16 protein-coding genes and 1 other annotated feature (1 of these 17 running past the window's edge) are annotated in these 14,833 nt (G+C 48.4%); all 16 genes read right to left on the reverse strand.

All coding sequences use genetic code 11. The features are described from left to right. Window positions 1-142, reverse strand: a binding site (T-box leader); it reaches 130 nt to the left of the window's first position. A 97-nt stretch (window positions 143-239) separates the two neighbouring features. Beyond that, the gene (locus ACR32F_RS23455) at window positions 240-1,196 is read right to left on the reverse strand and encodes a phosphotransferase family protein (RefSeq protein WP_440111268.1); all 957 of its coding nucleotides are present in this window, start codon (window positions 1,194-1,196) and stop codon (window positions 240-242) included. 228 nt (window positions 1,197-1,424) lie between these two features. Continuing rightward, a complete protein-coding gene (locus ACR32F_RS23460; protein WP_440111270.1) occupies window positions 1,425-2,195 on the reverse strand; it encodes a class I SAM-dependent DNA methyltransferase in 771 nt (256 codons plus the stop codon). Between the two features lie 369 nt (window positions 2,196-2,564). Beyond that, entirely contained in the window at window positions 2,565-3,470 is a 906-nt protein-coding gene (locus tag ACR32F_RS23465; RefSeq protein ID WP_440111272.1) for a CvfB family protein, read from the reverse strand. Beyond that, window positions 3,467-3,814: a ribosome silencing factor gene (gene rsfS / locus ACR32F_RS23470; RefSeq protein ID WP_440111274.1), complete on the reverse strand. Its 348-nt coding sequence runs from the start codon at window positions 3,812-3,814 to the stop codon at window positions 3,467-3,469. Before rsfS ends, ACR32F_RS23465 begins: the two co-directional genes overlap by 4 nt. A gap of 22 nt (window positions 3,815-3,836) precedes the next feature. After that, complete coding sequence (gene yqeK, locus ACR32F_RS23475) at window positions 3,837-4,403, reverse strand: bis(5'-nucleosyl)-tetraphosphatase (symmetrical) YqeK (RefSeq protein ID WP_440111276.1); 567 nt, start codon at window positions 4,401-4,403, stop codon at window positions 3,837-3,839. Continuing rightward, window positions 4,387-4,977, reverse strand: coding sequence for a nicotinate-nucleotide adenylyltransferase (locus tag ACR32F_RS23480; RefSeq protein ID WP_440111278.1), 591 nt, complete (start codon window positions 4,975-4,977; stop codon window positions 4,387-4,389). The genes yqeK and ACR32F_RS23480 overlap by 17 nt, the downstream gene beginning before the upstream one ends. Window positions 4,978-4,992: 15 nt before the next feature. After that, the gene (gene yhbY, locus ACR32F_RS23485) at window positions 4,993-5,286 is read right to left on the reverse strand and encodes a ribosome assembly RNA-binding protein YhbY (RefSeq protein ID WP_024628520.1); all 294 of its coding nucleotides are present in this window, start codon (window positions 5,284-5,286) and stop codon (window positions 4,993-4,995) included. A gap of 81 nt (window positions 5,287-5,367) precedes the next feature. Further along, window positions 5,368-6,234 carry a shikimate dehydrogenase gene (gene aroE, locus ACR32F_RS23490; protein ID WP_440111280.1) on the reverse strand — a complete coding sequence of 289 codons (867 nt, stop codon included), beginning with the start codon at window positions 6,232-6,234 and terminating at the stop codon, window positions 5,368-5,370. Window positions 6,235-6,443: 209 nt separating this feature from the next. Then, window positions 6,444-7,571 (reverse strand): ribosome biogenesis GTPase YqeH, encoded by a 1,128-nt coding sequence (gene yqeH / locus ACR32F_RS23495; RefSeq protein WP_440111282.1) that lies wholly within the window; start codon window positions 7,569-7,571, stop codon window positions 6,444-6,446. After that, complete coding sequence (locus ACR32F_RS23500) at window positions 7,568-8,095, reverse strand: YqeG family HAD IIIA-type phosphatase (protein WP_440111284.1); 528 nt, start codon at window positions 8,093-8,095, stop codon at window positions 7,568-7,570. Before ACR32F_RS23500 ends, yqeH begins: the two co-directional genes overlap by 4 nt. 111 nt (window positions 8,096-8,206) lie before the next feature. Further along, window positions 8,207-10,420, reverse strand: a complete 2,214-nt coding sequence (locus ACR32F_RS23505; protein ID WP_440111286.1) for a DUF4129 domain-containing transglutaminase family protein — start codon at window positions 10,418-10,420, stop codon at window positions 8,207-8,209. Continuing rightward, the gene (locus ACR32F_RS23510) at window positions 10,417-11,664 is read right to left on the reverse strand and encodes a DUF58 domain-containing protein (RefSeq protein WP_440111288.1); all 1,248 of its coding nucleotides are present in this window, start codon (window positions 11,662-11,664) and stop codon (window positions 10,417-10,419) included. Before ACR32F_RS23510 ends, ACR32F_RS23505 begins: the two co-directional genes overlap by 4 nt. Window positions 11,665-11,667: 3 nt before the next feature. Further along, window positions 11,668-12,624 carry an AAA family ATPase gene (locus tag ACR32F_RS23515; protein ID WP_440111290.1) on the reverse strand — a complete coding sequence of 319 codons (957 nt, stop codon included), beginning with the start codon at window positions 12,622-12,624 and terminating at the stop codon, window positions 11,668-11,670. A 211-nt stretch (window positions 12,625-12,835) separates the two neighbouring features. Next, window positions 12,836-13,186: a stage V sporulation protein AE gene (gene spoVAE / locus ACR32F_RS23520; RefSeq protein ID WP_440111292.1), complete on the reverse strand. Its 351-nt coding sequence runs from the start codon at window positions 13,184-13,186 to the stop codon at window positions 12,836-12,838. 3 nt (window positions 13,187-13,189) lie between these two features. Further along, window positions 13,190-14,206 carry a stage V sporulation protein AD gene (gene spoVAD, locus ACR32F_RS23525; protein WP_440111294.1) on the reverse strand — a complete coding sequence of 339 codons (1,017 nt, stop codon included), beginning with the start codon at window positions 14,204-14,206 and terminating at the stop codon, window positions 13,190-13,192. Then, window positions 14,203-14,706 carry a stage V sporulation protein AC gene (spoVAC, locus tag ACR32F_RS23530; RefSeq protein ID WP_440111296.1) on the reverse strand — a complete coding sequence of 168 codons (504 nt, stop codon included), beginning with the start codon at window positions 14,704-14,706 and terminating at the stop codon, window positions 14,203-14,205. Before spoVAC ends, spoVAD begins: the two co-directional genes overlap by 4 nt. Window positions 14,707-14,833: the final 127 nt, after the last annotated feature.

The following is a 14,833-nucleotide window of genomic DNA, read 5'->3' on the forward strand; positions in this document are numbered from 1 at the left end:
TATTCCTTCGGCTGGTTGCAGGATGGTGTAATCACCGCATTTCTCCAAGGCGAGTTCGTGAAATACTGTCAACCGGCTTGCACCAACCGCCGGCTCTCTGTCATGTACAGGACTCACTACTGTTCCTTATCATCGAAATATGTATACGATATGATCCGCACCATTATATAAAAAAGTAACGGTAAAGTCAATATAACACGACCTGTTGACTATAAACCTTGCTTACATCAGCATAAAACTCAGGATAACTGGAATCGCTTGATTCCTTCTTCCAAATTATGAATTGTCCACTGAATATGTTCCTGGTTATCGTACTGGCGATAATTGCACTCAATGCGTAGCGCCAGATCAAAATACAGATCGTACAAGCTTCTTCTTTTCAACTCACTTTCGGTCGTGATCACTTGTCCGTACCCCCTCAGGAATCCCGGTGTGTTGTTAAAATGGCTGAAATAATGCTCCATCAGAGGGTCCGCCCAGAGTGACCGTTCGAAATCAATAATGGCTGTTATTTTACCTGCTTCCACAAAAACATTGCCATCCCACAAATCCCAATGCACAAGTGAAGGTTCTTTGACATCATCCAGTACATCCGCTTTCTCCTGAATCAGACACTCCAGTTCCTCATAACGGATCGAAAACTCCACTCCTGCTTCTTTACCATCTGTGAGCATATCATCCATGAGACTCAGGAAAGCTTCCTTCCAGGTTGCATAATGTGGTTTATTTTCGGAAAAGTATCCAAATTTCTCGCCTTTGATCTCATTGATCCGACGATTGTAACGGCCTAGTTGCTGTTCGATGGATTCCTGCTCTTTCACACTGTATTGCTCCTTGACCTTGTTATACGGCGTGCCTGGCATAAAATCCATAATAAAATATGATGCAGGAGCAAGAGTCTCCGAGGAATCGTACGCCAATATACGGGGAACGGGTACATCCTGAAGCTCTTCCACGAGACGCATGGCCTGCACTTCGGCAATCATCAGATCCTGTTCACAGCGCATGAGTTTAGTTATTGCGGAAGGAGCAATTTTCAGCACAACCACCTGGCCGTTATCCATTGTAATCAAATATGCATGGTTTGCCCAACCGTCTATCATTTCCTTATACTCTTGGATACCTGCGTTGAAATGGTGTTGCACAAGTCCATTTAATTGCTCCGAAGACAGTCTTGTTTTGTATGTACTTTCCATTTCGCACCTCATCTGATTTATACTTTACTTTCCCAGACCCTTCTCTTAAGAAAACGTTTTTATTTACTCATTATGTCTTCCTTTAGCCAGGCTTGCAATACCCATTATCACTGAAAAACGATTATTCCTCTCACCATGATAACGGTGTAAATTCGGTTTAAATTATAGAAAAATAAACATTAAAAAACTGTCCTTATGCGAAATAAGGACAGTTCACTATCATCAAATCTATTTCACTGCCACATAGAATAGGCGCTGAGCGCTGTCTCCAGCCTCTTTCCACTCGAAATCAGCATATATATTGACATCTCTAAAGCCGGCTTTGGATAACTCGAGCTTCATCCAGTCTGGATCATACGCACGCTGGACATGAACCTCTTCAAATCGCTGATACTTATCCTTGCTACCATCATCCATACGCGAAAAGATACTCAGATGATGCTCAATCTCACAACGATCATGGTCCATATCACATGTCCAAATATAGGATACAGAGCGTTCATCGAGTACAAAAGGTTGCTCCTGTTCATATCGAATAAGTGTATTCGGAGAATGCACATCAAACAGGAATGTCCCACCAGGTTTCAGCATCTCATATGTACGCTGGAATGTACGAATGATATCTTCTTGTTCAAGCAAATAATTAACGCAGTCACAGAAAGATATAACCGAGTCTACTGGCTCCGGCACTCTCCAGTCCCGCATATCCTGCTGTACCCAGCGGACGCTGCCTTCCCGATACAATCGATGACCCTGAGGCGTAGCTTCCATCTTGCTGCGCGCAACCGATAACATGTCAGCTGACAGGTCAATACCCGTAACTTCGAAGCCGGAGTTGACCAGCGGGATCGTTATTGAGCCCGTTCCACAACCGAGTTCAGCCACACTTTTTGGCATGCCATGCCGTTCCCAAGCTGTTCTAGCAAACCTTATCCAGTCCGGATAAGGCATATCTTCCATTAATTCATCGTACACATAAGCAAATTTCCGGTAAGACATGTCAGGCACCGCACTTTCAATTTCATTTTTCAATCCTAATTCTTAACAAAAGAAAAAGCAGGGGCGTCCGGAGTTCACCCAGCCTTGCCCTGCCTTTACTTGTGGATTCAAGTACATTGTTGATGCAATATACCCTTTTTTATAAAAGAAACTAAAGAATATTACACTTGCCACTACGATGACAGAACAACCTTCCAATCGCTGTTATCCCCAGATTTTTTGATTCCTTTTTTTAAAGGGAAAATCCGGTGATAAAGGCGAAGCTTATGCTTCCGATGCAGCTTTCTTTCAGAAAGCTTTTAGCTCCGCTTTTTCAGGTTATTTCTGTCCTCTCCGTTCTCGTGTAAATATTTAGTTCAATTTATATAGTTACTTGTCCTCACTCTGATCTTGAGGGGCAGACTCTGTCAGATACGTCCAGTTTTCCTTCTGCGTCACCAGACCATCCTTCATCAGTTTGCCCAACGCACGCTTGAAAGCGGATTTGCTGATACCAAAGCGTTGCTTGATGATATCGGGTGGGGTTGCATCCGAATAAGGCATGCCGCCCGCAGGACGCTCTTTCAGGAAAGCAAGCAGCTTATCTGCATCCACATTGCGTCCGACCTCTTTGAGAGGGGACATTGCCAGATTGACACGTCCATCTTCACGGACCAGCGTCACCCGACATTTAACCTTCTCTCCAAGGCGAAGCATATGGCTGCGTTCGGATGAATGAATCATGCCAATCGCGCCAAAGCCGAGTACACCGCCCTCTACAAGTACAAAAGTACCCATCTGCAGCGGCTTGTACACGGTTGCTTCAACCCATTCGTTCAACCAAGACGTCGGGGCATGGAAGGACAATGGGGCAAGCTCACGTTCTCCGGCCAATTTCGCCCGCAGACGTCCTTGCTTATCATGCTCCATGATGACAAAAACTTCATCGCCCACATGCGGACGAAGCTCTTGGAGTTCAGGTAATTCACGGATCGGGAGCAACAATTGCCGTCCAAGTCCCATCTCCAGGAAACAGCCGAGACGTGGATGAACATCAGCCACAACCAATCGTCCCATTTCGCCGAGTGTCAGATATGGTTTTTTCATCGTTACGGCTAGGCGATCTTCTGTGTCAAAGAATACAAAAACCTCAAGTGTTTCGCCGATCTTAACATCCCGTGTTAATTCCGTATAGTGAAGCAGTACATCTTCCGATCCTGTCGTCAAAAAGTAGCCAAATGGAGACACTTCACGTGAAACCGGCAAGGAGACGACCGTTCCTGCGATCAAACTCATACCGTTTCCACCACTTTAGCATCAGACCACAGTCGTTCAATGTTGTAATACTCACGCTCGTCGCGGTGGAAGATATGAATAACCACATCGCCCATGTCCATCAGTACCCAACGTGCAGAATCCATGCCTTCGATACCTTTAATGTTCACTCCAGCTGCGTGTGCCTGTTTGCGAATTTCCGTTGCAATCGCCTGTACCTGCGTATCGGAATTCCCGTGACAGATGACAAAATAGTCCGCCACCAGTGAGATGTTAATCAGATCCAGTGCTACGATATTAGATGCCTTTTTATCGTCAGCAGCAGCAACCGCCATATTCATAAGTTCTTTCGATGATAATGTCATGAACCAACCTCCATAATCTAATCTATAAATGTGTAATCAAGTCATTCCTCGACAGCATGGTCAAAGGATAAATGACACGGCGCTGCGAGATCAGCAAGCTGATCGTTGAGTCGAAACCGGCAATTAATCCCTCTTCCAGGCTACGTTCAGCCTGTTCGCGAATATGGTCCACTCCCGGGAAATCTCGTCCCGGTTCAATATAATCGGCAAGACACACCACTTTGTCCAGCAGGCTCATGCCGACTCGACCCGAGGTGTGCCACCGGATGGCATTGATAATTTCGGAATCATCCACTCCATAGTCACGCTGGGCTACAAAGGCACCTACTTCGGAATGCCAGAGCTGTTTGTCATGCTGCAAAAGTTCTACGTTTAATCCATGGTCCCGGATGACTGCTTCCATCTCCGATATGGGCCAATACTTGGCTACATCATGAAGTATCGCTGCCAGATCTGCTTTTACAGGATCAGCACCGTATTTTTCAGCCAGAGCAACTGCCGACTTCATTACGCCCATTGTATGCTTCCAGCGCTTCTCCGGCATTTGACCAGAAACGGCGTGAATCAGTTCCTCACGGCTTAGTGCCATACAAACCGCCCCTTACAATGTATTGATGAACCGCATCAGGAATCATGAAGCGCACCGAATGTCCCTTAGCGAGACGTCTGCGCACTGCCGTGGACGAAATATCCACCAAGGGCATCTCGGCCAACAGCACCCGATCTTGCAATTCGTCTGGCAGGTCATCCAGATGCAACTGGAATCCTGGCCGGCCAACACCGATGAAGGTTAAGCGTTCTGCGAGTTCTTCAATCTGTTCCCATTTTGGAAGATAGTTCACCATGTCCGCTCCGATAATGAAATAAAATTCATGCTCCGGATGGCGGCGCCACAGTTCCTTCATCGTATCGATCGTATAGGATACGCCACCAAGCTCCATCTCGATGTCCAGTACCTCATATTGCTGTACACCCTTCACCGCCGCTTCCGTCATATCGAGACGTTGCTGTCCCGATGCTCCGGCTCCGCGTTTGTGAGGTGGAACATGCGAAGGCATGAACCAGATCTCATCCAGTGCATGCGAATCCCTTGCGGCTTCCGCTGCCAGGAGGTGTCCCATGTGGATCGGATCAAACGTACCACCCATGATGCCGATCTTCACCCGCGTCACTCTCCCTTACCTAGGTAGTTCGATTTGTTTGTTATCGCGCGATTCTTTGTACAGGATGATCGTGCTACCGATGACTTGCACAAGTTCGCTTCCCGTTTCACGGGCAACTTCTTCCGCAATCTCATTTTTGTCATCCAAATTGTTGTTCAGCACTTGCACTTTCATCAATTCGCGCTTCTCGATTGCATCTTCGATATGACGGAACAGGTGCTCATTGGTGCCCCCTTTACCAATCTGAAATACAGGGGTCAGATGATGTGCCTGTGAACGCAAAAAGCGCTTTTGTTTACCGTTTAACATGAATACTCCATACTCCTTATGTTGAGCAGGTCCTGATAAACAGCTCAAGGACTGTCCGGACCTGACCGTTCAATTATATTTTTACACTTCAAAACTGTTTAGTACCGCACGTCTCATGGTATCCACGGGAGCTGGCACGCCGAGCCAGTGCTCAAAGGCTACAGCTCCCTGGTACACAAACATGCCCAGACCACCATGCACAGTACATCCACGTAATCGGGACTCCCGAAGCAAACGAGTCTCCAGCGGATTGTAGATGAGATCACTCACGGCTGCGCCTTCACGAATCAGCGCAGGATCAACAGGCAGATCATCCACATGCGGGTGCATACCTGCGGCTGTTGTGTTAATGACAATGTCGGCCGAAGCTAGTACCACAGCAGCCTCTTCCATTCCACTGCCTATGATGTCACCCAGCCCATGAGCCCGCAGATCAGAAGCAAGTGCAACGGCTCTATCGGCTGTGCGATTAAGAATACTAATCCGTTCAGGCTTCTCCAGAGTGAGGGCGTATATCACACCTCTTGCTGCTCCTCCGGCTCCCAGAACAGCGATACGTTTGCCTGCGAGTTCCGGAACAGCCTCCTCCTTCAATGAACGAACATAACCGATGCCATCGGTATTATAGCCCGTCAGCTTGCCTTCTTCATTGACGATCGTATTCACCGCGCCAATCAGCCGTGCACTCTCATCAATCACATCCAGATATTGCATCACATGCTCTTTGTGGGGAATGGTCACATTTACACCGCGATACCCCAGAGCGACAATACCTTTGATGGCTGCTTCCAGCTGCTCGGGACGAACATGCAAGGGCATGTACATCCCATTCACTTCTGCAGCCTGCAAAGCTGCATTATGCATTGCCGGTGACTTGGAGTGAGCGATTGGATCGCCCATAACCCCAAGCAACACGGGAAGTGAGGGATTGAACTTTTTTTGTTCCAATACAGTCCACCTCCGATCCGATCTGATGTACAGGTTCTGAGTTTACACTAGGGCGTGTCTTATAACTCCGAAAGGAACAGATTTTGCCGAATTTTCGTTCCAGGCCAGGAACTTTTTCGCAGGCGTACCGGGGTACGTCAAGAGAAAGTGACGCAGCAGGGGGCGAAAAGGCGGTGAAAGATGCCCTTAAGTGAGATTTAAGACACGTCCTAGATCAGGGAAGGACGGATCTGTACACGAATACCTTTTGGAGCATGAATAGCAACAAGTGCTCCATTCTCTCCGTTCACCTTAACCCAGCCCAGACCAGAGATGAATATATCCGACTGACTCCCACGTTTGATGCGGAACTCATGCTTGGTCCATTCAGCCATATCTGCTGCATCTTCACGGGTTGGTGGAGACAGCAATTCTCCCAGGTGGTCACGGTACAGATCATCTGCACGCTCCAATTTCGTCCGGTGAATTTCCAGCGATGTGCTGATGAAACAAGTGAAGGACTGTCGATCCCCCTCAATAAAATCAAAACGAGCCATGCCGCCAAAAAACAGCGTCTGACCAGAATTTAATTGATACACAGCCGGTTTAAGCGGCTTGTCCGGCATAATGGCAGCCAGATCCTTACGCGAAACAATCTCACTGAAACGCCATGGATATACGATTCCGGGCGTATCAATAATATATTTTCCATCATCCAAAGGAATATTAACCATGTCCAACGTCGTTCCCGGATAACGGGATGTCGTCAGTTCCTGCTCCAGATCACTGTAATCACGGATCAGACGGTTAATCAGTGTGGATTTACCCACGTTGGTACCGCCAACCACGTACACATCACGATCTTCGCGATACGTTTCAACAAGCTCAAGCAGTCGGTCAAAGCCCTGATTTTGCTTCGCACTGCACAAGACTACGTCCACCGTCCGCAAACCCTGTTCTTTGGCCTGCTTCTGCACCCAGTTACGGATCTTGTTCCAGTTCGTTACTTTGGGAAGCAAGTCCGTTTTGTTCACAGCAAGCAGTACCGGATTGTTGCCTACAAAACGCTGCAAACCGGAGATGATACTGCCATCAAAGTCAAACAAATCAACGATATGGATGACAAGTGCATCCTTATCCCCGATTTTGCTCAGCAGCGCCAGGAATTCGTCCTGATCCACTGTAACGGATGATGACTCATTGTAGTTTTTGATACGGAAACAACGCTGACAGATGACCGGTTCACGATCCAGCGTCTTCTCGGGTATAAACCCTGGTATTTCGGGATTTTCTGTTTGCAGATGCACGCCGCATCCGCTGCACCTTACGGCAAGATTGCCGTTATGCGTTTCTGTCATTTCTTCTTTTCCTCCTCAAGCCATAAGCCTTTCCTGCGTAAACTCGTTAGAGCAATCCGTTCCACGCGCCGATTGAAGCGGGTCATAAATCCTTCATCCCCAATGGAGATCGGCAGCACCAGAACGGTATACAATCCCAGTCGGTTCCCTCCATAGACGTCCGTAAGCATCTGATCGCCTACTACAATCGTTTTATCCGGAGTTAACTCCATCTTTTTCATTGCTCTACGAAACGGTACATTCGATGGTTTGCGTGCACTATGCACAAACTGGATATCCAGTGGCGTCGCAAATAGGGATACACGATTCAAATTGTTATTGGACACAATCATCAGCTTGAAACCGGCCGCTTTCACACGCGCGAACCATTCAATCAATTCAGGCGTAGCGTCAGGGGCTTTGGCTCCGACGAGTGTGTTATCCAGATCAGTTATAATTCCACGGTAGCCTTGAGCGTACAGCTCTTCCAGATTAATGTCAAAAACCGTGTCTACACGCAGCTTGGGCATTAACATTTTAAACAAAGAAGTCACCTCAGTTTCATACGACACACTATATCACAAATCCGTCTTTCCTGAAAATGCATACAGTGCCTGTTTGCGTGGGGAAAATCGGAAAAACGGGACGGGCGACAACTACGCCCGTTCCGTTTTGAGTTCCCTGCGCAGCTTCAAGGCTGTCTGATAGACGGCCTTCCAATCGTCCGCTGTCACGGACGCCGGACTGTAGCGAGTCTGTTCAAACTTCGTTAGAAGTTCATGCAGTGTCGCTGATGCAGCGGGTTTCGCTTGGCTCCAGCGGGTTACCGATTCACGAAGTGTTTCATCCCCGCTTCGGGTCAATCCCTTGCGTTTCGCATAGCGAATCCAGCGCTCCGTCTCCACTAATACCTTCTGTTCAGGAGTGAGTGGTCCACCTGTTCGTAGCCGAAGCAGGAAGAAGCGAAGCGAGAAGCGATTGCGCCAGAACATGTAAGCTACCCATAATACAATGATCGCTCCCGCAGCCCAGATTACAAAAGCCGGGATGCCGGACGATGCTTGCTCAGGTGCAGGGGCCTGCTCTTTTTCTTGTACCGGTTCCTCTTCAGGTTGTTCTTCAGGCTCATCTACAGGCTGTGCATCAGGCTGTTCCGTGAGCAGCGGCATGTCAAAACCCGGAGTCGCTTCAACCGGAATCCATCCATACTCTCCAAAATACACTTCTGCCCAGGAATGCGCATCTGCATTCGTAACGGTATACGTTGTCTCAATCTCGGCGCCGGGCTGGCGTGGAGCCTGCATGTCTGAATTCAGGGACAATTGTCCAGGCGCATACCCCTTCACCCAGCGGGCTGGAATCCCCTCCGAGCGCGCCATCATGACGAGAGCAGTCGAGAAGTAATCACAGTACCCTTCACGAATGTCAAATAGAAATCCTTCGACAAAATCGCTGCTTACTTTACGAGATAAATCTGGATTGTTTGTGTAATCAAAGTTTTGTTGTAAATAGTCTTGCAGTAATGCCACTTTTTCATACGGCGTATTTGCAGATGCCGTAATTTCATCCGCCAAGTCCGTAACCCGATCAGGGAATCGGGATGGCAGTTGCAGATATATATCATCTGTCGGATTGCTCGTATACAGATCATCAAAAGACTTGGTGCGAAGCTCATCTTCCACAATGACCGGTGCTTCGGATACGATCGTATACGTCTTGGGATATTGCGGCTGCTGGCGGTCTGTCACAACATGCAGTTCTGCCTGTTTGGCATTCCACAGCATGCGGTCAGATCGGGCTTCACCGTTGACCGAAGTCACTTCCGAGATCGAATATGCGCCGAAAAGGATCGGATACACATTCCCATTCAGCATCGTCACTTTCTGAGTCACTTGTTTGGTGTTCACGTTCCCGGATTCGTCATTTTTCAGAGATTGCCCCGCTTCAACATCCGCTGTCGCGCCTTGTCCCCGATCATCCCAACCTGTGCCTGTGTACTCCGAACGTGTCTCACCGCGCCAGTAATTGCGTTCATTGGTGGTGACGGACATAACCGGGGTATAGTCGAAGTTAAATCCCCCACCAAGCTGGTTATCTTCCCTGCTGTACCCCGATTCGGTAGCGGCAGGAATATCCAGGTTCCCGTTACCTGACTGACTCCCCGAAGTCCCTGTATAGTTACGCCAAGCCGTATATGGGTCCGTCAAGGTAGGCGGAACTTCCGGCATGTTCACACTGGCCACGATAATCAAAGAAAATATGATTGCGATGTTAGCTAGGATTTTATAAGGATGCCGGATAACTCGCTTCCAACCTTGTGGATAATGCAACTGAAAATTACGGAAGTGCTGGCACACCAGCCATCCCATTCCCGCAAACATAACCCAAGCAATTTCAACCCAGAGTGGAATCTGGGTGAAGGAGTCGAGAATGCCCATTGAGATGATGTTTATGCCCAGGAAAACGAGAATGCGGCGAGTCGTAATAACCAAACGGACAGCTGCTTCAAGCATCACCCATGTACACAAGGAGAACCAGATGTACGGTGCCAGATGCAATATAAACTGCTCCGTTCGCTCCGTTAACGTGCCATAAGGGATGTACACCGAATAATCAATCAGGGTTTTATGCAAAATGTAACCAATGACAACCGCCTTGATAATCGCCCGATAAATCGTTTTGAAGGGCAAAATGACCTCCAGAACACTGACAGCTGCAAGTGTCCATAACACCAACGAAGTCGTCTCCGTATACCATGATTCCTGCGTGAACGAAATCCACTGCATTGCAATCAGAAAAATCCAGAGTAAGGAAGCCGCATGATACCAAGATCTTTTTAGGGCTACGCTCTCATTACCTTTTGAACTCATACAGAACCTCCCCCCATAACCGTCGGAAGCTCCTGCAGATGGGATACGGTGAATGATCTCGTGCCTCTCCCTCGCAGCATGGCATTCCACTCGGCACTCCGGCGAGATTCACTAGTATCAATTAGAATATGACACGGGGTCATGCCCCGAGTATCAGCCCATCGCAACAGTTCCAGTACTTTTTCATCGTTCTGGGGAGAAATCACTACAAAATAAGCGCCCTGTGGCAGCTGTCTTACCATCTTTTCAACACCGGGAAGCAATCGATTATCCTGCCCATTGTACTGGATATCCACCAGATGATGCATCATCTTCTGCCGTTCCAGCAGACTTTCGCTGGGAGCAAGGAATGTAGTCTTGTCTGACAACGTCAGCAATCCCATCCCCATTCGTTCTCTTGTCCCATACTCCAGTAAGGAAGCAGCAGTGGATACGGCAATTTCAAACGCTTCACCATGTTCATAGCTACCTACCAGCGCATCAAGCACCAAAATGGTTTTGGGTACAGACTCATGTTCGAACTCCTTGGATTTCCAGTTCCCGGTCTTCGCGGTTGCATTCCAGTGAATGCGGGAAAGCCGATCTCCGTACACGTAGTCACGCACGCCATTAATCTGGGTTGTCTCCCTGCGTGAGCGGGTCAAGGCCGTCTGAGGACCGGATAACCGTGATTTGCGGTCATACAGCTGCCAATACGGAATAAATACCGTCCGCGGCAGCACGCGAAAATCCCCCTTGGCCTTGAACGTTCCCCGGTGCTCAATCAGCCCAAAGATGTCCTCACTGGCACACTCCGTTTCCGCAAAAACATACTTCCCCCGTTCAAGCGGTGGTGTCTGAAATGACAATTCGCCATTCCCTCGCATGTTCGGGATCAAACTTTCTTTGAAGGACCATGATTCTCCGTTATGCCGATGCAACATTTCGCGTACAACGACATAAGGAAGTGGCAAGAAACCAGGAATTCTCAAATTCAGCTGCACCTGTACCTGGGCACCGGCATGAAGCAATTCTTCATGATCATGACCGGAAGAAAGTTTCCGTACCCCCTGGGCACGCCTTACTCCGCTAAATCCAGCAATCGCAAGATACACACAAAGCAGGGTCACCATCGACAGTAACATAAGAGAGGTCTTTCCGCCCTGGAACAAAACATACACTAAACAGCACATCCACACCGCCGCGATGCTCCATACGCGTGGGTGGCGTATTCCCCTACGGACCGTACTCAAAAGCAGCTTCATGAATTATTGCCCCATGGAGACGGGCACACGAACCTGCTGGAGAACGGAATTCAGTACGGCTTCGGAGCTCATGCTGTCCAATCTCGATTCGGGGCGAAGTACAATCCGATGAGATATCACATAAGGCGCCATCGTCTTCACATCATCCGGCAGCACATAATCACGTTCCTGCAAAAAGGCAAATGCCTTGACAGCCATCATGAACGAAATGGCTGCCCGCGGGCTGGCACCCAGCAATACAGATGGATGGGAGCGAGTTTGGCGAACCACATCAAGCAGATAGTCCATGACCGGATCGCCGATAAATACTTCCTTGATCTCCTGTTGAATCGCCGAAATCTGGTCCATATGAGTCACGGATTCAAGCCGATCTACAGGCTGACCCAACTGATGCTGCTTCAGCAGCGTTTTTTCGATCTCCTTGTCGGGATAACCCAAACTTATTTTCAACATAAACCGGTCAAGTTGCGCTTCCGGCAATGTGTACGTACCTTCAAAATCAATTGGATTCTGGGTGGCACATAACATAAATGGATGGGGCAGATCATACGTGTCACCATCTACAGTTACACTGCGTTCCTCCATCACTTCTAGCAAAGCGGACTGTGTTTTCGTCGTCGCCCGGTTAATCTCATCTGCCAGCAAAATGTTGGTCATGACTGGTCCTGGACGGAAGTAAAAACGCTCGTCACGCGGATGAAATACGGATACTCCGGTAATATCACTAGGTAAAATATCAGGATTACATTGAATGCGGCGGTACTCTCCGCGCATAGATTTTGATAACGCTTTGATCAATTGCGTTTTGCCAGTTCCCGGTACGTCTTCAATCAGAACGTGTCCGCCTGCAAGCAAAGCTGTGAGCAAAAGTTGAATTTCAAAGGATTTCCCCATGATGCATGATTCCAGATTAGAACGAACTGCGGATATGATTTGGATCGACTCTTTGCGCACAGGCATGTGGTCTAACCTCCTAAAAAAGCATACAGATTTCCTTTTATTGTACATGATCCATGGTCACGAGTACACTCGAAGGAACTCACAATTTGTTTCCAGCCGTCAGATTCGCCGCAGTTCTCGCATGATTACGACAAAAAGAGGCCCGGATAGACGTTATCCGAAGCCCCTGCCAAGATCAATATATATGTCGACTAATTTCTGCCATGCCCTGTTACCCTTTGGGTCGAACCACTAATGCTGCGAGAAAAGAAAAGATAATCGCTGACGAAATACCCGCTGCGGTTAGATCGAAGATCCCCGTAATGACACCAATCCATCCTTCTTTCTCCAGTTCCGTCAATGCACCATGCACAAGGGAGTTGCCAAAGCTCGTAATGGGGATGGTAGCTCCCGCCCCGGCAAACTTGACCAATGGATCATATATGCCAATAGCATCAGCAACAGCACCGGCAACCACTAGTGTACTCATGGTATGTGCAGGAGTCAGTTTGACCCCATCCATTAGAAGCTGTCCCACGACACATATCAAACCGCCAACGATAAATGCCCACAAAAACTGCATTTTTCAGCCCTCCTTTTCTATAGCTACGGCATGAGCAATACAAGGAATGCTCTCGCCCTGCTGGTATGAGAGTGGAGATAACAACGCGCCTGTAGCAATAACCAATACCTTTTGAAGTTCCCCCTTTTGCATCCGGTTCAGGATATGACCGTAGGTCACGGTCGCCGAACATCCGCAGCCACTTCCTCCAGCCACAACCTGCGGCTGCTTTTCCAGGTTATAGATCATCAGACCGCAATCATTGAACACGGTTTGTTCCATCGGTATGCCCTCTTTATGCAAAAGCTCCTTGACGATGGGCAATCCAACCGATGCAAGATCACCTGTAACGATCAGATCGTAATAACCGGGGTCAAGCCCTGTGTCGCGGAAATGGGAAATAATGGTATCCGCAGCCGCAGGAGCCATGGCTGCCCCCATGTTAAACGGGTCCTTGATGCCCAGATCCATAACTCTTCCTATTGTTGCACGTGTAACGACAGGACCATCACCTGTGCGGGATACTACGCTGCACCCCGAGCCTGTTACCGTGTACTGGGCATAAGGCGGTTTTTGAGATCCATATTCCGTTGGGTAACGGAACTGCTTCTCCACCGTGCAGTTATGACTGACCGTACCTGCAAGTACATAGTCACCTCCACCAGAATCCACAATCAGGGAAGCCAGAGCCAGAGTTTCCATAGAAGTTGAACAGGCACCAAAGATCCCGAGATAAGGAACACCCAGTTTACGAGCCGAAAATGAACTGCTGATAATCTGGTTCATCAGATCCCCACCTACAAAAAACTGAAGCTCTTCCTTGGTAATATTGGCATTGATTAATGCCATTTGGGTCGCCTGTTCGAGCAGCTTGCGCTCCGCCTTTTCCCAGGTTTTCTCCCCAATCTCCAGATTGTCATACACATAGTCGAAATCGGATGCCAGGGGACCTTGTCCTTCATCCGGACCGACTACAGTGGCTCTGCCGATAATACGGGGACGATTCTCAAACTGCCAGGATTGACGACCAAGTCGTTTCATAGATGTCCACCCCCGAATCCAAGAAAGGCGTAGACGATGCCCACAATAAAGGCTGCCACTACACCAAAAACGATCACCGAACCCGCCAGTTTGAACATGTTCGCACCGACACCAAGCACCAAACCTTCGGCACGATGCTCCAGTGCTGCGGAGCACATGGAATTGGCAAAACCAGTGACGGGCACAGCCGTACCTGCTCCGGCCCACTGGGCCATTTTGTCATACACGCCGAGGCAAGTCAGTATGACTGAAATCAGAATCATGACCGCAACGGTTGGACTGGATGCTTCTTTGGACGACATGTCGAATCCAGCCATAAATGCTTCCTGAATAGCCTGTCCGATCACACAGACAATTCCACCAACGAAGAATGCCTTGATGCAATTCGTCCAGATTGGACGGGAAGGCTCATGTTTTTTGGCCACCTTTTTGTAATCCTGTTCACTGATGGACAGAGACGATGCTTTTTTCTCGCTACCTGATTTCGTTTGAGATGGCACGACGCAAAACCTCCTTTATGTGGAAATGAGTCAAAAGCTACGGCTGAATGCCTATGTGTGTAATTCTCTATTCATTGTTTGTTAATAATCGGAAGGTTATGTATCCGGCGACAGACAGTATATGTTT

The sequence above is a fragment of the Paenibacillus hebaui genome (genome assembly GCF_051934385.1).
GTDB lineage: Bacteria > Bacillota > Bacilli > Paenibacillales > Paenibacillaceae > Paenibacillus.